General features: G+C 42.6%; 17 protein-coding genes and 1 tRNA gene. 12 read left to right on the top strand and 6 right to left on the bottom strand.

The window, feature by feature from the left end:
* Positions 1-68: 68 nt before the first annotated feature.
* Both F1644_RS14060 and F1644_RS14055 read right to left on the bottom strand, forming a co-directional pair.
* Complete coding sequence (locus F1644_RS14060) at positions 69-1,268, bottom strand: FecR family protein (RefSeq protein ID WP_158571795.1); 1,200 nt, start codon at positions 1,266-1,268, stop codon at positions 69-71.
* 188 nt (positions 1,269-1,456) lie between these two features.
* Positions 1,457-1,999 (bottom strand): RNA polymerase sigma factor, encoded by a 543-nt coding sequence (locus F1644_RS14055; RefSeq protein WP_118303279.1) that lies wholly within the window; start codon positions 1,997-1,999, stop codon positions 1,457-1,459.
* A 517-nt stretch (positions 2,000-2,516) separates the two neighbouring features.
* Here F1644_RS14055 and F1644_RS14050 point away from each other — a divergent pair.
* From F1644_RS14050 to F1644_RS13995, 12 genes are all read left to right on the top strand, one after another.
* Positions 2,517-3,302 carry a TatD family hydrolase gene (locus F1644_RS14050; protein WP_118303277.1) on the top strand — a complete coding sequence of 262 codons (786 nt, stop codon included), beginning with the start codon at positions 2,517-2,519 and terminating at the stop codon, positions 3,300-3,302.
* A gap of 84 nt (positions 3,303-3,386) precedes the next feature.
* Positions 3,387-4,427, top strand: a complete 1,041-nt coding sequence (locus F1644_RS14045) for an asparaginase (RefSeq protein WP_118303275.1) — start codon at positions 3,387-3,389, stop codon at positions 4,425-4,427.
* Positions 4,428-4,555: 128 nt separating this feature from the next.
* Positions 4,556-5,365 (top strand): MotA/TolQ/ExbB proton channel family protein, encoded by an 810-nt coding sequence (locus tag F1644_RS14040; RefSeq protein ID WP_027200550.1) that lies wholly within the window; start codon positions 4,556-4,558, stop codon positions 5,363-5,365.
* A gap of 3 nt (positions 5,366-5,368) precedes the next feature.
* Positions 5,369-5,815, top strand: coding sequence for a hypothetical protein (locus F1644_RS14035; RefSeq protein WP_118303273.1), 447 nt, complete (start codon positions 5,369-5,371; stop codon positions 5,813-5,815).
* Positions 5,816-5,841: 26 nt separating this feature from the next.
* Positions 5,842-6,426 carry an ExbD/TolR family protein gene (locus F1644_RS14030; protein WP_118303271.1) on the top strand — a complete coding sequence of 195 codons (585 nt, stop codon included), beginning with the start codon at positions 5,842-5,844 and terminating at the stop codon, positions 6,424-6,426.
* On the top strand, positions 6,426-6,893 hold the full coding sequence (locus F1644_RS14025; protein WP_118303269.1) for an ExbD/TolR family protein: 468 nt from the start codon (positions 6,426-6,428) through the stop codon (positions 6,891-6,893). The genes F1644_RS14030 and F1644_RS14025 overlap by 1 nt, the downstream gene beginning before the upstream one ends.
* An 80-nt stretch (positions 6,894-6,973) precedes the next feature.
* Positions 6,974-7,048, top strand: a tRNA-Arg gene (locus tag F1644_RS14020).
* A gap of 130 nt (positions 7,049-7,178) precedes the next feature.
* Positions 7,179-7,766 (top strand): ORF6N domain-containing protein, encoded by a 588-nt coding sequence (locus F1644_RS14015; RefSeq protein ID WP_118303266.1) that lies wholly within the window; start codon positions 7,179-7,181, stop codon positions 7,764-7,766.
* A gap of 17 nt (positions 7,767-7,783) precedes the next feature.
* Positions 7,784-8,380, top strand: a complete 597-nt coding sequence (locus F1644_RS14010; RefSeq protein ID WP_087419528.1) for an ORF6N domain-containing protein — start codon at positions 7,784-7,786, stop codon at positions 8,378-8,380.
* Between the two features lie 17 nt (positions 8,381-8,397).
* Positions 8,398-8,994, top strand: a complete 597-nt coding sequence (locus F1644_RS14005; protein ID WP_118303264.1) for an ORF6N domain-containing protein — start codon at positions 8,398-8,400, stop codon at positions 8,992-8,994.
* Between the two features lie 4 nt (positions 8,995-8,998).
* Entirely contained in the window at positions 8,999-9,589 is a 591-nt protein-coding gene (locus tag F1644_RS14000) for a type 1 glutamine amidotransferase family protein (RefSeq protein WP_118303676.1), read from the top strand.
* 86 nt (positions 9,590-9,675) lie between these two features.
* Positions 9,676-12,156, top strand: coding sequence for an ATP-binding protein (locus F1644_RS13995; protein ID WP_118303262.1), 2,481 nt, complete (start codon positions 9,676-9,678; stop codon positions 12,154-12,156).
* Positions 12,157-12,170: 14 nt separating this feature from the next.
* Here the strand turns inward: F1644_RS13995 and F1644_RS13990 are convergent, their stop codons facing one another.
* The 4 genes from F1644_RS13990 to argB form a co-directional block, all read right to left on the bottom strand.
* Complete coding sequence (locus F1644_RS13990; RefSeq protein ID WP_118303260.1) at positions 12,171-13,505, bottom strand: sigma-54-dependent transcriptional regulator; 1,335 nt, start codon at positions 13,503-13,505, stop codon at positions 12,171-12,173.
* A gap of 485 nt (positions 13,506-13,990) precedes the next feature.
* On the bottom strand, positions 13,991-15,334 hold the full coding sequence (argH, locus tag F1644_RS13985) for an argininosuccinate lyase (protein WP_118303258.1): 1,344 nt from the start codon (positions 15,332-15,334) through the stop codon (positions 13,991-13,993).
* A 292-nt stretch (positions 15,335-15,626) separates the two neighbouring features.
* A complete protein-coding gene (locus tag F1644_RS13980) occupies positions 15,627-16,673 on the bottom strand; it encodes a M20 family metallo-hydrolase (protein WP_118303256.1) in 1,047 nt (348 codons plus the stop codon).
* Complete coding sequence (argB, locus tag F1644_RS13975; protein ID WP_118303254.1) at positions 16,652-17,449, bottom strand: acetylglutamate kinase; 798 nt, start codon at positions 17,447-17,449, stop codon at positions 16,652-16,654. Before argB ends, F1644_RS13980 begins: the two co-directional genes overlap by 22 nt.
* Positions 17,450-17,452 lie beyond the last annotated feature (3 nt).

Here is a 17,452-nt window from a genome sequence, read left to right as displayed (position 1 = left end):
TTAGTTAATAATTATCTCAATGTTAACGAAGTAATTCCCGCAGGAAATGCTGGTACCATTTCCTGCCTTTATCTACCTCGTTGTATTTTCAGCACTTTCCCCTCTTTCGTTATTTTTATTTTACCGTTCAATTCAAAAATATTCAACAAGGGCTCTATCGTTTCGAGACGACTCATGTTAAAACCGAAATGCAAATCCTTGACACTCTCATCCTCGTACACGACAGTCATATCATACCATCGTTCCACCACTCGCATGATCTCTTCCAAACGAACATCCCGGAACCGGAACATACCATCCTTCCAAGCCGTATAATAATTCACGTCCACTTTCCTAACTTCCACGCCTCCGGATGTTTGATCCAACACCAACTGTTCATTAGGCCGTAATGTTCTTGCCTCTCCAATACACTTGCCAGAGATGGAAACTGCCCCTTCAACCAATGTTGTCGTGATCATATGTTCATCAGCATACGCCGTGACGTTAAACTTCGTTCCCAACACCGTAATCTCGTACGCCCCGGTCTTCACGATGAAAGGGACATCTTTGTTCTTAGTTACCTCGAAAAAAGCTTCTCCACACACCTCCACTTCCCGGCATTTTTCAGAAAAACGTTCCGGGAAACGCACCTTCGTCATGGAATTCAGATAAACAAGCGTTCCGTCACTCAACACTAATTGATACTCCCCTCCTTTCGGTACAATCACCTCGTTATATCTCAAAGAGTCCATCGGAGCCTGATTTCCTGTACTTTTATAAGAAAGAGTTTTTCCTTCGTTATTAATGACTGTATTTTCCCCACGCGATATCACCCCGGATTTCTCAACCAAATCAACTACCTCTCCCGAAGGTAATACCAGCTCCGCCCGGGTTCCTCCGGGTGTGATCGCATTCAGATCCGCCAAAGAGACGGTCTCCTCTCCCGAATGAAGAACGCCATAAACAGCAGCGCCCAAGGGGATCAACAAAACTGCCGCGTAACGTAAAAACACACGCCAGCGTATCGCTTTTTTCTCTGTTTTCTTTAATTTTTTCGAGTATCCCTGCCAACCGGAAACTTTATCAAAAGCCGTGAAATGTTTTTGTTTCGATTCCCACCCTTCCCGACTGACGATTCGGTCATACAACCGACGGTTTCGCCCTGAAGCCATTCGCCACTCATCCAATAATTGCAATTCTTCATCGGACAATTCTCCGGCCATCGATTTTGCGATCCAAGAAGCTAGCAAAAACGGGTCATCCATCAATTCCTTACTATTTTTGTCCATTCGTTCCATATAAATTTATTCGCCACGTAACTCAATATTCGTACATTATCAAGATTTAACACCATCGTATACCAAGTTTCTACGACACGTTATTTATCTTTCTACTATTACAACACGAAAAACAGAATTTATGGGGAACGAAAAATTCACTTTTTTGAAAGAAAAAAACGGAAAACAATAGAGATCAACTACTTATTTAGAAGAAAAATAAAAACCAGATAATAATATTCTCGCAAAATCTTACGCAATTTCTTGTACGCTATTTTCTTTAACGTATGCACGGAACTCTCGGCAATTCCCAGCTGTCCGGCAATCTCGCTATTTTTCAAGCCATCCATGGACAACAAAATCACTTGTCGGGTTTGGTGAGGTAAGGATTCCACGGCATTATAAAACATTCGATAGGCCTCTTCCTCCACCAGCGTCTCCGTGTAAAATTCAAGAGATTCAACCACGGAAAGATCCTCCCGCCTCAACTTGTTATCGCGTATATAATTCAAACAATCATTCCGCACCATGGTATAAAGGAAAGATTTCACCTTGAAATAATTATCAAACCCCTCCCGCTTGTTCCAGAATTTCACGAACCCTTCCTGAACAATATCGGCAGACAAGGCATCATCTTTCAAATAGGTGGACGCAAAAACGCACAAGGCTTGATAAAATTTATCAAACAAATTTTTAAATACTTGCTCGTCTATTCGCAACGAACTGTCGTTTTCCACGTCCATACAAATACTTTTGTTATTAAACACAAACCTAATGAAAAATATGACAAGCAGCAAACTCATGCCACAAAAAAAACTTGCCGTCTGCCTCTATACCCGTTCGTTCCCGGACATAAAACAATAAAGATAATATGATTATCATTAAGAAGCTTCGAAGAGATGGATGCCGCGACCCCGGAATAGGTGATGTATCCTTTATCCCAGGCCTTTACCGGGATATAATGGCCCCAAATTCTATTCTTGAGCGTGAATAGCCTCGTTATTAACCCCGTTGACGGGATATTCGAGTATGTTATTTTTGTTTTCCATCTGTTAAAATGGCGGCGATAATCGGGCGAGCATCGGGCGAGCATCGGGCGACAATCGGGCGATGGCGCCTAACAGCCTCCCAATAGTCGCCCTACCGCCATGTAACGGACATGAATAACCCCGAGAAAAAGGATGCTAAACACCCCTAGTTGCCAATCCATAAACAATTCACTACTTTCGCGACAAGAAGAATGACACTTATATCACAAATATGTTTATAGATACTCACTCACACATCTATGCCGAAGAGTTCGACAATGACAGGGAAGAAGTTATTCAACGGGCGTTAGCAGCCAACGTTCGACAGATTGTACTACCGGACATTGACAGCACAACCCGGCAAGCAATGTTATCACTGGCACAAGCCCACCCGGACATGATGTACCCCACGCTGGGAGTACACCCGACTTCCGTAAACGAATCCTACAAAACGGAAATGCAACTTTTCGAGAAATTATTAGGCCAAGAAACAATACACGGAATCGGAGAATGTGGAATTGATCTTTACTGGGATAAAACATTTTACAAGGAACAAATTATTGTCTTCGAACGACAATTAAACATCGCCAGGGAAATGGACTTGCCCGTCATCATCCATTCGAGAGACTCGCTAATAGAAATATTTACCGTGTTAAAAAGGCAACACTATAACATGAAAGGCATATTCCACTGTTTCCCCGGCACGGAAGAAGATGCCCGGCGGGCAATAGACTTAGGTTTTCTACTGGGGATCGGTGGTGTCGTTACCTTCAAAAAATCATCCATGGCAGAAGTCGTGGGGAGAATCGGGGCAGAACACCTTGTATTAGAAACGGATGCTCCCTATCTTGCCCCCGTTCCCTACCGGGGTAAACGCAATGAAAGTAGTTATATTCCGTGTATAGCCGCTAAAATTGCTGAAATTATAGGGATCGACATGAAAAAAGTCGAGGAAATAACAACGAATAATGCAATGAATTTATTTAATTTGCACGTCAGTAGTGCGAACTGTTCATAGAAAAGATACAGACAGGTAATTTACTGACGAAAAGTGCAGAGGGAGCTTAAAGCTTGTAATGTTTTAGTTTTTAACTTAGTGCGTATGACAAAACCCGTGTTAATTATATATACCGGAGGTACAATCGGGATGGTAAACGACCCTGAAACCGGGGCGTTATGCCCTTTCAATTTTGACCAGATCGCTTGCGAGGTTCCGGAAATCAAAGAATTTGGATTCACGATAGATAGTTACACCTTACCGGAAATCATAGATTCCTCGGATCTCCAACCACAATTGTGGAAAGACCTCTGTTCAATCATCCTGAAGAATTACGATGATTACCGGGGATTTGTTGTCCTGCATGGAACGGACACCATGGCCTACTCGGCCGCAGCCTTGAGTTTCATGTTAAATAACTTGACCAAACCCGTGATCTTTACCGGTTCCCAGCTACCTATCGGGAAAATCAGAACGGACGGGAAAGAAAACCTGATCGCGGCCATTGAAATAGCAGCCGCTTACGATCAAGAAAAGGCCATTGTTCCGGAAGTCTGCATCCTGTTCGGGGATAAACTATTCCGAGGAAACCGGACGACAAAAATAAATGCGGAAAGTTTTGATGCTTTCCAGTCATTCAACTACCCGGCATTGGCAAACATCGGGATACATATCCATTACGATTACAGTGCAATCGATTACACCCCGCGAACGGAACCCGTAAGTGCATTCTGTGACGTGGACACGAATATCGCCATATTGAAAATATTCCCGGGCATGAGACCGGAAGTGATTGATGCGGTAACAGGGATTCCCGGGTTAAAAGGAATCATACTGGAAACATACGGGTCAGGCAACGCTCCCACGAATAAAGTTTTTCTTAACAAGGTTAAGGAAGTACTATCAAAGGGAATTTTCGTGTATAACGTCACCCAATGTCAAGGCGGGAGTGTCGAGATGGGCAAGTATGAAACAAGTAGAGAGCTACTTAACGCTGGAGTCATCAGCGGTCACGACATTACCACGGAGGCCGCTGTATGTAAAATGATGTATGTACTGGGCAAATATAAAGACACTAACGAAATAAAAAAATATTTAAATAACGGCTTGAAGGGAGAAATATCCCCCAAATATATTGGATTTTAACATTTTTTTTATACCTTGGTGCCCGATTTTAACCGGTATGCGGTGTAAAACAAGAAAGAAACAGCTTAAACAGATATTATAGAGTTAAATTTTAATTATTAATAAACTAAAAATCAGTTAAATTGATCATGAGAAAATTATTTGCACTAATAGCAGTTTTAGGAATGCTTACTATTGGAGCATCATCTATGCTAATGGCTCAAGAGAATGAAACAACTCAAACAGAGACCACTGAAACTTATCAAGAAGAAGAGGAAACTACAGATCCTACCGTATTAGAAGACGAATCACAAATCGAAAGTACTTCTTTCCACGCTGCCTTGAAACAAAAATTCATCGAGGGAGGTGCCGCTTTCATGAGTTTCGTTATCTTGTGTTTGATCTTCGGTTTGGCTATCGCTATTGAAAGAGTTATCTATTTGAATTTGGCATCAACCAACACGAAAAAATTAATTGTAAGTGTTGAAGATGCATTAAACAACGGTGGAGTTGAAGCTGCAAAAGAAGTTTGCCGCAACACAAGAGGCCCCATTGCAAGTATTTTCTATCAAGGGTTATGCCGTTATGATCAAGGAATCGACATGGTTGAAAAATCAGTTGTATCATACGGTTCTGTTCAAATGGGACTTTTGGAAAAAGGAATGTCTTGGATTAGTTTGTTTATTGGATTGGCCCCGATGTTAGGATTCTTGGGAACTGTAATCGGTATGATCGACGCCTTCGATAAGATTCAAGCAGCAGGAGATATCCAACCGTCATTGGTGGCTGGAGGTATCAAGGTTGCATTGATCACGACCGTGGGTGGTTTGATCGTAGCCATGATTCTTCAAGTATTCTACAACTACTGTATTGCTAAGATTGAAAGTATTGTTAATGACATGGAAGACGCTTCCGTAACTTTATTAGACATTCTTGTCAAATACAATCAAAAACACTAAACCATGCAGAAAATAAACAAAATATTAAACATCATGACCATCGTAATGTTCGTCGTTACGATCGTGTTATTGGGGTTATTTTATTTTGGAGGCGAACTTCCAAACTCACAATATTCCACCCCGGTATACACGGAACAACTACTATGGTGGTCATATCTTTTATTTGGCGTTGCCATTGTTGCAGCGTTAATATTCCCGGTTGCTAGATTATTCACCAGACCAAAGGAAGCGATGAAGAGCTTTATTGCCCTTGCAGGGATCATTCTCCTCGTGTTAATCGCTTACTCGATGTCTGACGGAACTATCATGAATATTCCGGGATATAGCGGTGCGGACAACGTTCCGGGAACTTTAAAATTCACTGACACCATCCTAATCACGACTTATTTCTTGGGAATAGGAGCTATTGGTGCTATTGTTGTTACAGAAATTATTAGACGCGTTAGATAATTTTCCTGAAGGATAAAAAAGAGATTATGGCAAGAAAAAAAACACCAGAAATTAATGCCTCCTCCACCGCGGATATCGCATTTTTGCTGTTGACATTCTTCTTGATGACAACAACGATGGATGTGGATTCGGGATTATTCAGACGGTTACCACCGATGCCGCCACCAGATCAGGTGATTGCACCTCCTGTTGCCAAACGTAATATATTACAGGTATTGGTAAACAAGAACGATTTGTTGGCTGTGAACGGGGAACTGATGCAAATTGAGAACCTGAAGGAAAAGGCTAAAGAGTTTATTTTGAACCCGCAAAACAGAGAAGATTTACCGAGTAAAGTTGTTAAGGAAATTCCTTTCTTTGGACAAGCCGAAGTTTCAAGAGGAATTATCTCTCTTCAAAGTGACCGGGGAACTTCATACAAAATGTACATTGCCGTTCAAGATGAACTGACAGCAGCATATAATGAAATTAGGGATATGAAAGCCATGGAAAAATGGGGTAAGAAATATAGTGATCTTACAGAAGAACAAATGGATGCTGTGAGAAAACTTGTTCCTACCGCTATATCCGAGGCAGAACCTAAAAACATCGGGAAAGGAGGAAAGAGGTAATGGCTAAATTTAGAAAAGAAGGCGGAAAAGAGACCCCTGCAATTTCAACAGCGTCTCTACCGGACATTGTGTTCATGCTATTATTCTTCTTCATGGTTAGTACCACGATGCGAGAAGTTCTCGTGATGGTTGATAACGGTATGCCCGAAGCAAAAGAGATTAGCAAGCTAGAGAAAAAATCTTTGGTTAGTAATATCTTCATCGGAAAACCGAAAGACCAGTACGTGGCGACTTACGGAAGTGAACCTCGTATTCAGTTGAATGATAAGCTGGCAAACGTAAGTGAAATTAGTAGTTTCGTTGCCGCTGAACAAGAAACTCGTAAAGAGGAAGAACGAAACATGATCACGAATAACTTGAAAGTGGATCAGTTTACGAAAATGGGTATCGTAACCGACGTAAAACAAGAATTGCGTAAAGCGAATTCTTTACGTGTAAGCTACGCTACTCGTAAAAAAGTAAAATAGTTTATCTATTATACATTAAAAAAGGGAGCAATTTGCTCCCTTTTTTTAAAAATTTGATTAGCTTTGCACTCGGATAATATGGTCCCCTAGTTCAATGGATAGAATGAAGGATTCCGGTTCCTTTGATATGGGTTCGAGTCCCGTGGGGATCACCACTTTATCACATAACCCGCTAAAACACAAAACGTTATAGCGGGTTGTTTTTTATATAGCCAATATATAAGCCAAAACAACAAACTATTCTCGTTTTTCCCTACATTTGTATAGAACAACATAAGCGTAATTATGGCTAACTTGCAAATTATACAAAGTAAAATATATGAGATCAGGGGACAGAAAGTAATGTTAGATTTCGATCTGGCAGAGCTGTATAGTATTGAAACTAGGGTACTTAAACAAGCAGTCAGACGTAATTCAGCACGTTTTGAAGGAGAAGATTTCATGTTTGAACTTACCAAAGAAGAAATTTCAAGATCACAAATTGTGATCTTGAACAAAGGAAGAGGATCCAACATAAAATATACCCCTTTTGCTTTCACAGAATTAGGTGTAGCGATGCTTAGCAGTGTTCTTAATTCACCAACTGCCATCGAGATAAATAGGGGTATCATGCGAGCCTTTGTCGCAATGCGTCAATTAATACATATCTCTCCTGTTGATAATATCGGTGAACTAAAAAACGAATTAAAGGAACTAAAAGAATACATCGAAGATGTTTTTACCGACCAAAACGACATAAACGAAGACACTCGGATGCAACTCGAATTAATAAATCAAACCCTAGCGGAACTGCAGACAAAAGACCGGGGATTTAAGGAAAGAAAAAGAATCGGGTACAAACTACCGGGATGTGAAGAGGAGGAAAAGAAATAAACAACACGAGTGCAATTATGGACAATCTACAATTAATACAAAGCAAAATATACGAGATTAGGGGACAGAAGGTGATGTTAGACTTCGACCTAGCAGAAATGTACGGCGTCGAAACAAAACGCCTCAAAGAAGCCGTGAGGCGTAATATAGACAGGTTTGAAGGTGATGATTTTATGTTTGAGCTTACAAAAAAAGAAATAACCGAACTTTCAAGGACGCAATTTGCGACCTTGAACAAGGGACGTGGAAGCAATATAAAATATCTTCCTTTCGCTTTTACCGAACTCGGAGTAGCGATGCTTAGTAGCGTTTTGAACTCCAAGCCTGCGATAGAAATAAATAGGGGAATAATGCGGGCTTTCGTGGCAGTCCGGCAAATGCTGTCCAACCCCATAGAAAGCCGTGTTGAAAGGATCGAAACACAAGTAAAGGAACTCAAACAATACATGGAAGAGGTTCTAGTAGATCAAAATGACATCAATGATGATACCATGATGCAACTCGAATTAATAAATCAAACCTTAGCGGAACTGCAGACAAAAGACCGAGGATTTAAGGAAAGAAAAAGAATCGGGTACAAACTACCGGGATGTGAAGAGGAGGAAAAGAAATAAACGACACGAGTGCAATTATGGACAATCTGCAATTAATACAAAGCAAAATATACGAGATTAGGGGACAGAAGGTGATGTTGGATCGAGATTTGGCAGAGTTATACCAAGTCACAACAGGTAACTTGAACAAAGCTGTAAAGCGAAATCTCAAAAGATTTCCACCCGATTTCATGTTTCAGTTAACAGTAGAAGAGTGGGAAGCTTTAAGATTCCAAATTGGAATCTTAAAGAATGGTAGAGGGGAACACACGAAATATCTACCTTATGCATTCACGGAACAAGGGTTAGCGATGTTATCCGGAATTCTCAATAGTGATATAGCCATTAATGTAAATATCTCAATAATGCGAGCTTTTGTGGCTATTCGCCAAATGATCGCCAGCCCAAAAACAAATAAGATCGATGAACTCGAAAAACGAATGGATGCAATAGAAAACTATATCGAAGAAGTGTTTTCCGACTACAACGACATTAACGACGATACCCGGATGCAACTTGAATTAATAAACCAAACCTTGGCGGAATTACAAGGAAAAGACTGGGGAGGCAAGGAAAGAAAAAGAATCGGGTATAAGTTACCGGGATGCGAAGAAGATGATAAAACCAAATATTAAAAGAATGGATAAAAAAGAAGTAATTTTTGTACTACTAAACAATTTTGCAGACTGGGAAGGAGCTTATATCTCCACCTGCCTAAATATGGGTGTCAAACCGGGATGTCCGATTAAATACAAAGTGAAAACGTTGTCACTATCCAAAGAACCCATTACCTCGATAGGTGGATTCAGGGTTTTACCGGATTATGATATTAACGACCTGCCGGATGATCATGCAGGACTTATACTCATCGGCGGCATGAACTGGTTTTTGCCCGAGGCGAAACCCATCGCATCATTAGTGGAGAAGGCAATCGCAGAAAACAAACTGGTTGCCGGAATCTGTAATGCCTCCGTATATCTCGGAATGTATGGTTTCCTCAACCACGTAAAACATACAAGTAACACGCTGGATTACCTCAAGCAATATGCAGGTTCCCAGTACACGGGTGAAACTAATTATATAAACGATCAAGCCGTAAGAGACAATAACATAGTAACGGCTAACGGTAATGCCCCTTTGGAATTTTGCCGGGAGATTTTATATCAATTGGATGCCGCAACACCGGAAATTATAGAAGAGACTTATTCATTCTATAAAAACGAACTTTAAGGAGTAGCACACCAGCACGTCTAAAATAGTCAACCTTACTAATTGGTTGACTATTTTTTTATACATTTGCTATAAATCTGTTCGCTATGCAAAGACCTTTCAAATTTACCAAACTCAAACTCATCACGGGATATATCCTAATTCTCTTGTTAGGAGCAATTGCAATTGTCTTTATCTACAAACAGACCATTGCCTTAACCCAAAAAGGGAATGATGAAATCGTTATGCAACAAAAACTATTCATCATAAGTAACACACTCACCAAACTATACGAGGCAGAAAATACCGGAATCGCTTTTTCCCAAACGGGGACACAAAAGAATTTTGACACGTACATGAAATTGATAGAGGACATCAAGGACAACATGGATACCTTGAAAAATCTATCCATCAGCTCGGAACAAAACCTGCGAATAGACACGATAAACACACTTCTAGGTAAACGTATCGAGAATCTAAAAGACTTATATTATGTCAAAAAATATTATATACCCGAAGATTTCTACAACAAAACAATCGAAAAAATAGGTACGCTCAAAGATTCGGCAGATATCATCCCCGATCTCCGGGAAAAAATTATTACAGTCATTGACAGTAGCTATATCATCCGAGAAAGAAAAGGATTATTCCGAACAAAAAGAGATTCCATCCTAAAAGTCGACACGACCCTCCATCGCATCGTTGACACGCTCAGTATGGTCTCGACGAACAACAACACGGACACATTAATGAACGTGATTCGGGATTCATGGAGCCAGTACCAGCAGCAAAAGGAAGAGATCGACGCGGAAGTCTCCCGGCGAGAGGGAATCGTTATCCAGAGTGGTCAACACATCACGGAACGCCTCAAACGAGTACTGAAAGACCTTGAAAAAGAAGAACTCGAAAACACGATGATCCGCTTGGAACAACAGCAAATCACGACGCATCATCTCACCAGAACTATATCCTGGATCGCGATCATCGCTTGTGTGCTGGTGGTCTTCTTCGTCGTTCTTATTATCAATGACATCACGCAAAGTCAACGATACAGGCGGGAACTGGAAGCAGCAAAAACATACACGGAACGGTTACTACATAACCGGGAGAAACTCATGCTGACTGTCACTCACGACATAAAATCCCCTCTAAGCTCCATCATCGGGTACATTGAACTACTAAATAACACCCAACTGGAGGAGCGACAGCACTATTTTCTCAAAAACATGAAGGGGACAGCCGAACATATCCTGCATCTTGCCAACAACATGCTTGATTTCTCCAAATTGGAATCCAATAAAATGGAGATCAACACGGTCCCATATAACCCGGGACGCCTGTTACAGGAGACGGCGGATAGTTTCCTTCCCCTAGCGGCACAAAAGAGTCTGGAATTGAAAAGCGATATTAGCAATGCCCTGAACGGACTTTACCTCGGGGATTCCATGAAAGTTCGCCAAATCGTAGTGAATATCCTATCGAACGCCATAAAATACACCCGGGAAGGAAAGGTTTCTTTATCCGCCTTTATTTCCCCTACAAAAGACGACCAGTTTATCATTGTAATCAAAGACTCCGGGCCGGGAATGACGGAAGAGGAACAAGAACTGATATTTAAAGAATTCACCCGCCTAACCCCGCAACATAACAACGGGGCGGAAGGCACAGGTCTTGGCTTAACGATCACATTACAACTCGTTCATTTACTTGATGGGGAATTAACCCTCGAAAGTAAAAAAGGCGAGGGAAGTACCTTCACGGTTAAATTCCCGTTGATAAAGGCCACGGCACAGGAATCCCAACCGACAGAAACACCCTCTTCACCCCCGGTTAGGCATGAAGGGATGAAAGCCTTTATCGTCGATGATGACATTCTTCAATTGACCGTCACGACAGAATTACTCCGAAAAGCAGGCATCCAGTGTGACACGTGTACGCACCCTCAAGAGGCGCTATCCCGTTTGGAAAAAGGGAATTACAACATTGTTTTATCCGACATCCAGATGCCGGAAATGGACGGGTTCGAACTCGTGCAACAAATCCGTGAATCCCAAAACCAACAAATAAAAAGCCTTCCGGTAATTGCTCTGTCTGCCCGTGACGATATGCACGAAAAAGAGTATCAAGAAGCCGGCTTTTCAGCTTATCTAAATAAACCGTATACCCCGGAACAACTATATAGCAGGGTAAACGACCTGTTAGGATGTGCGATAGAAACCAAACAGCCGACAACACAAACCTCTGATAAAAACGCCCCTTACAATTTAGACATGATCATGGTCTTTGCCGACAATGACAAAGATGCCGCCAATCAAATTATCGGGTCTTTTATATCGGATTGCAAGACCAATTTCCAGCTATTAGCCCAACATCTGGAATCACACGAAACGGAACAGATTGCCAAGTTAGCACACAAAATGCTACCCATGTTCAAGCAACTAGCGATTAACGATGTCATTCCCTCGTTGCTTTTCCTGGAAAAAATGCCATTGGATACAGAGGAAAACAAAATAAGAGAGAGTATTGAAAAGATCCTGCAAGAAGGAAACAATGTTCTCCAATTACTGGAAAAAGAAACACGTCAATAATCTCTCAAAATATCTCATAAGTCCTCCAGACCGAAACTTTTCAATTTATTATACAATGTTTTCCTGTCTATCTGGAGCATACGGGCAGCCTCGCTCTTGTTGTTCCGGCATTTCTGCATGGCATCCTTGATCAGCTCGATTTCCATCTCCCGCCGTGTTGTAGATGTCTTTTCAGGCTCCACTGGTTTTTGCTCCAACTCCGGGGGCAAACAGGTCTTGGAGATCAAACTCCCCATACACAGCAACGTCGCCCGTTTCACGATATTACGCATTTCCCGCAAATTCCCCGGCCACGAGTAAGTTCTAAAAATACGCATCACCTCCTCATCAAACCCAGCCACTTGTTTCCCCAGCTCCTCGTTCGCCTTATCCAAGAAATGATTGGCAAAAATCAGAATATCCTCTTTTCTCTCCCGAAGGGGCAATGCCTGAATGGAAAATTCATTCAACCGATGATACAAATCCTCGCGGAAACGACCATTCGCAACGGCCTCTTTGAGATTCTCATTCGTGGCTGAAATAATACGAACATCAAAAGGAATATCAACATTCCCGCCCACGGGATGTACTTTACGCTCTTCAAGTGCGCGCAACAACTGGACTTGCACGTCATAAGGCAAATTACCAATCTCATCCAAGAAAATAGTCCCCCCCGATGCGGTCACGAAATACCCCTGTTTATCGGTAACGGCACCCGTGAAAGACCCCTTAATATGCCCGAAAAACTCACTCGCGGCAAGGTCTTTCGGTATTGCCCCGCAATCAACCGCCACGAAAGGCCCGTCCTTCCGGTTACTCATCGAGTGAATCAGGCGAGCGATATACTCTTTACCCGTACCACTCTCCCCGTTAATCAAGACCGTCATCGTGGTAGGTCCTACCAGATGAATATATTCATATTGCCGATCGGCACCTTCACTCACTCCTTTTATATAAGAAAAGCTCGTCGTTTTCGCTTTTGCAGGAACAGACTTGGCAACGGGCTCTGCCTCCAACTTCAAAGCTTCCTGCAACTTTTTAAGAATCTCATCCGGGATAACAGGCTTGGCCACGTAGTCAAAAGCCCCCAGTTTAATCGCCGTGACTGCGGTCTGTATATCGGCATACCCCGTCATCAGAAGCACCTGTGTTTCCGGTGTTTTCTCCTTGATCACCCGGAGCAAATCGATCCCATCCTTATCCGGCAAACGCAAATCCGTCAACACGAGATCAAACCCTGCTTTATCCAATTGCTTTACAGCGTCCTTGTAGGAAAAAGCAGTATCTACCTCAAATCCACGTTTTTCCAACCATTTTCTCAACATGATACAAAATGTTGTATCGTCATCCACGATTAAAATCTTTGCCATAAGTCGATTTATTTCTAACACGAAAATAGCCTTAATCGACTAAACAAAAAAGTTTTTAACGGAATTTAGGAAAAGAAAGCAGGTAACCCTCTAAAAAAGAGATACCTGCTAGAAACAAATGTAATAAATCTCCTCAAACCTCCAACTACACGAATAAAACTCCCGCTCTTACTAACGGATATTGACGTATATCCGTCGTGTTTATATTAATAATTGTCTATCATCAAGATGATTAGGTTCACTCTACTTCATTTCAGGTTCTGCTAAAAAATGCGGTAACAAAAGTCCCGAAATAGCCATTACGATAAAAAATATACAAATTCCCATAACCAATCAATTTTAATCATTCAACCATTTGCTTATAGTATAGAGAATTGTATGCCACCACAAAACAGAATATACAATTACAAAATAATCAACTACTTATACAGTAATCTTAATAAATAAGTATGTGGAAAGATGTGGAACAAGTGTGGAAAAAATCCCTATAATCTATTCCCCAACAGACCTTCTATCGCCTCACGAACCGTAGTAATGTCCCACTCAGATACTCTTTGCTCGAATTTATCTTTAATCTCCGTCAGGCAAAGATTACCCATACTTCCCTCGTGCGTATGATGAATTTCACGTACCCCATCTCGATAACTCCCCTCTTGAATTTGCATTCCGATTTCCCGGTAAGCCTCCCGAAACGGGATTCCGGCCATTACCCGTTCATTCACATCCTCCACGGAAAAAATATAAGTATAACGAGGATCGCGTAAAACATCCCGTTTCACTTCCATCTCCTGCAACACGAGATGAGCCATAAAAAGGGAATCGTTCAACTCTTGAAAAGCGGGTAAAAATAACTCCTTGGTCAATTGCATATCCCGAAAATACCCGGAAGTCAGGTTCGTACAGATCATGGCCATTTGCATGGGGAGCGATTGCAAGTGATTACATTTCGCCCGGATCAACTCGAATATATCCGGATTCTTCTTGTGTGGCATGATGCTGGACCCTGTCGTGTACTTATCCGGCAAACGTACAAAACCGAAATTACTACAAGCGAAAAGACAAACATCAGCAGCCAAACGTCCCAGAGTCGTCGCCACGGCAGCCAGCCCGAATAACACGTTCTTTTCCATCTTTCCTCTTTGCATCTGGGCATAAACCACGTTATAAGCCAAACTTGAAAATCCGAGCAAATCAGTCGTCATTTGCCGGTTCAAAGCAATCGACGAGCCATACCCCGCCCCAGAACCAAGAGGATTCGTGTTCACCATATCGTAAGCCGCCTTCAACGCCAACAAATCGTCTGCAAGCGATTCGGCATAAGCACCAAACCACAAGCCGAAAGAAGAAGGCATGGCCACCTGCAAATGCGTGTAACCGGGAATCAACACGTCTTTATTCTCCCCTGCCCGTCGTATCAACAAATCAAACAAACGTTCTATATGCTCCAACGTTTCGAATATCGCCTCCCGGGTAAATAACTTCAGATCAAGCAACACTTGATCATTCCGGGAACGTCCCGTGTGAATCTTTTTCCCCGCATCCCCACATTCCCGCACCAACAATAACTCGATTTGAGAATGCACGTCTTCAATTCCCTCTTCTATCACGAACTCGCCCCTTTCCACCATTCCGTGAATATCAACTAATGCCCGCTGCAAAGATTTATATTCCGCCTCGTTCACCAAGCCCACGGCATGCAACATTTTCAAATGAGCCAAATTCCCGATGACATCGGCCCCCGCCAGCATAACATCCAGTTCCCGGTCTTTCCCTATCGTAAATGATTCAGTAAAACCATCTATATCATATCCTTTATCCCAAAGCTTCATCCTATTTTAAATTTTAAATTCCAGCCGCACAAAGCCAACACCTTTTGATTTTCTACTTTTATCTTTTCAACTAGAGGGTGTGTCAAAAGGCATTTTATCCTCAAAAAACTCCTCCGTCACTTCGTGCCACCTCCTCTATAAACAGAGGAGGAGTTGGTGACTCTTACCAAAGAAAGGGAGTATTTCAACTCTCCCTCTGTTTATAGAGGGAGTACCCCGAAGGGGGGAGGGAGTTTGAAAAATGACTTTTGACACATTCTCTAGTTTTTAACTTTTAGCTTGTTTAAATCTATCATTCAACATATTGAATGATAGATTTAAACAATTCAATCCCCTCCCGTATCTCTTCCAAACGAATATATTCATTTGCCGTGTGCGACCGAGCGCTATCCCCGGGGCCTATTTTCAGTGAGGGGCATGGAATCACCGCCTGATTCGATGTCGTCGGGGAACCGTAAGGAGATAACCCCAACTCGATGCATCGTTTCACCATCGGGTGAGAAAGCGAGACGGAAGATGAGTTCAGTGAAAAAGAGCGAGGGATCATATCGCATTTCACGTGATCACGGATCGTATCAAATATTTCCTGGTTTGTGTAAAGTTCATTTACCCGTATATCCACTATGAAATGACAAGTTGCAGGAACCATGTTATGCAGGGTTCCCGCCTCGATCCCCGTTACGCTCATTTTCACCGGACCCAATAATTCCGAAATCTTTTCGAACCGATACGTACGAAACCAATGTATATCTTCCATTGCCTCATAAATGGCATTCACTCCTTCCTCCCTTGCGGCGTGTCCCGCTTTTCCCCGAGCGTAACCATCCAACACCATCAACCCCTTTTCCGCTATCGCCGGACACATTCCTGTAGGCTCTCCCACAAGGGCAAAATCAACCCGACCAAGCTCCGGAAACACGCTTTGAATCCCGCCACTCCCCGTGTTCTCCTCTTCCGCAGATGCCAAGAATATCAGATTACACGGTAAACTCCCGGATGCCAATTCAACAAAAACCGGCAGCATAGAGACAAGACTTCCCCCCGTGTCATTACTTCCCAAACCGAACAACTTTCCCTCCTTCACAACCGGCGTAAAAGGGTCACTGTCCCAAGTCCCGTTAGGACGCACGGTATCCAAGTGTGCATCGAGTAATAACGTGGGCTTCGCGTCATCGAAATTCTTTGAACGACTCCACACGTTATTACCTTTGCGATGCACGTCGAACCTATATCTTTTCAACACATCGGCAATCAAATCAGCCACCTTATCCTCTTCCTTACTGAAAGAAGGGATGGATATAATTTGTTTTAAAAGTTCTATTGCTCCACTCGCATCCATTGTTTTTCCAATATTATCCTAGTTCCCGCATCCGGTTGGCCCAAATCATCCGGATGAATCAACCGAACCGCCTGCACCCCGTTAGAAACAGATTTAAAAGCGTTATCCAACTTGGGGATCATGCCGGAATGAATCATCCCGCTTTGTTTATATTTTTCATACAAAGACGGAGTAAGACAAGGAATCACGGAACCTTCATCCCCGACATCCGTCAACACCCCCTTTTTATCAAAACAATAGATCAACTCCACGTCATAGCACATCCCCAGCGTCTCCGCCACCGCCGCCGCAATCCCGTCTGCATTCGAATTCAACAACACCCCTTTCCCGTCATGCGTGATCGGAGAAATAACAGGTACCACCCCGGCTTGTAACAATAATTCTAGCCCCCCCATACGCACCAGTCGGACATCCCCCACATATCCCCAATCAATACTCTGCCCTTCCCGCCGATCGGCTTGCACCAGATTCAGGTCGCACCCGGAAAGTCCACAAGCATTCACTCCCAAAGCCTGCAGACGAGCAACCAGCGTTTTGTTGATCCACCCGGCATAAACCATCACCGTGACTTCCAGAGTCTCCCGATCGGTCACCCGTCTCCCATCAATCATTTTGCGGGGAATCCCCAATCTTTCCGCGAACTGCCCGGCAAAAGTCCCACCACCATGCACAATAACGAAAGGGGAAGTCATCGATGCAAACTTCCGGCACAACCGATTCAACAGTCCCGCATCCTCGATCAAAGCACCCCCGATTTTTATGACTTTACATTTCATCTG

This window comes from Butyricimonas paravirosa, from assembly GCF_032878955.1.
Classification (GTDB): Bacteria; Bacteroidota; Bacteroidia; order Bacteroidales; family Marinifilaceae; genus Butyricimonas; species Butyricimonas paravirosa.
This window is presented reverse-complemented; position numbering and strand designations above follow the sequence as displayed.

Coding starts and splice junctions, on each gene's coding strand:
- F1644_RS14015 (WP_118303266.1), top strand. CDS start 7,179: ATGGCTAACTTGCAAATTATACAAAGTAAAATATATGAGATCAGGGGA.
- F1644_RS14045 (WP_118303275.1), top strand. CDS start 3,387: ATGACAAAACCCGTGTTAATTATATATACCGGAGGTACAATCGGGATG.
- argH (WP_118303258.1), bottom strand. CDS start 15,334: ATGAAGCTTTGGGATAAAGGATATGATATAGATGGTTTTACTGAATCA.
- F1644_RS13995 (WP_118303262.1), top strand. CDS start 9,676: ATGCAAAGACCTTTCAAATTTACCAAACTCAAACTCATCACGGGATAT.
- F1644_RS14050 (WP_118303277.1), top strand. CDS start 2,517: ATGTTTATAGATACTCACTCACACATCTATGCCGAAGAGTTCGACAAT.
- F1644_RS14010 (WP_087419528.1), top strand. CDS start 7,784: ATGGACAATCTACAATTAATACAAAGCAAAATATACGAGATTAGGGGA.
- F1644_RS14030 (WP_118303271.1), top strand. CDS start 5,842: ATGGCAAGAAAAAAAACACCAGAAATTAATGCCTCCTCCACCGCGGAT.
- F1644_RS14060 (WP_158571795.1), bottom strand. CDS start 1,268: ATGGACAAAAATAGTAAGGAATTGATGGATGACCCGTTTTTGCTAGCT.
- F1644_RS13980 (WP_118303256.1), bottom strand. CDS start 16,673: ATGGATGCGAGTGGAGCAATAGAACTTTTAAAACAAATTATATCCATC.
- argB (WP_118303254.1), bottom strand. CDS start 17,449: ATGAAATGTAAAGTCATAAAAATCGGGGGTGCTTTGATCGAGGATGCG.
- F1644_RS14000 (WP_118303676.1), top strand. CDS start 8,999: ATGGATAAAAAAGAAGTAATTTTTGTACTACTAAACAATTTTGCAGAC.
- F1644_RS14055 (WP_118303279.1), bottom strand. CDS start 1,999: ATGGACGTGGAAAACGACAGTTCGTTGCGAATAGACGAGCAAGTATTT.
- F1644_RS14040 (WP_027200550.1), top strand. CDS start 4,556: ATGAGAAAATTATTTGCACTAATAGCAGTTTTAGGAATGCTTACTATT.
- F1644_RS14005 (WP_118303264.1), top strand. CDS start 8,398: ATGGACAATCTGCAATTAATACAAAGCAAAATATACGAGATTAGGGGA.
- F1644_RS14025 (WP_118303269.1), top strand. CDS start 6,426: ATGGCTAAATTTAGAAAAGAAGGCGGAAAAGAGACCCCTGCAATTTCA.
- F1644_RS13990 (WP_118303260.1), bottom strand. CDS start 13,505: ATGGCAAAGATTTTAATCGTGGATGACGATACAACATTTTGTATCATG.
- F1644_RS14035 (WP_118303273.1), top strand. CDS start 5,369: ATGCAGAAAATAAACAAAATATTAAACATCATGACCATCGTAATGTTC.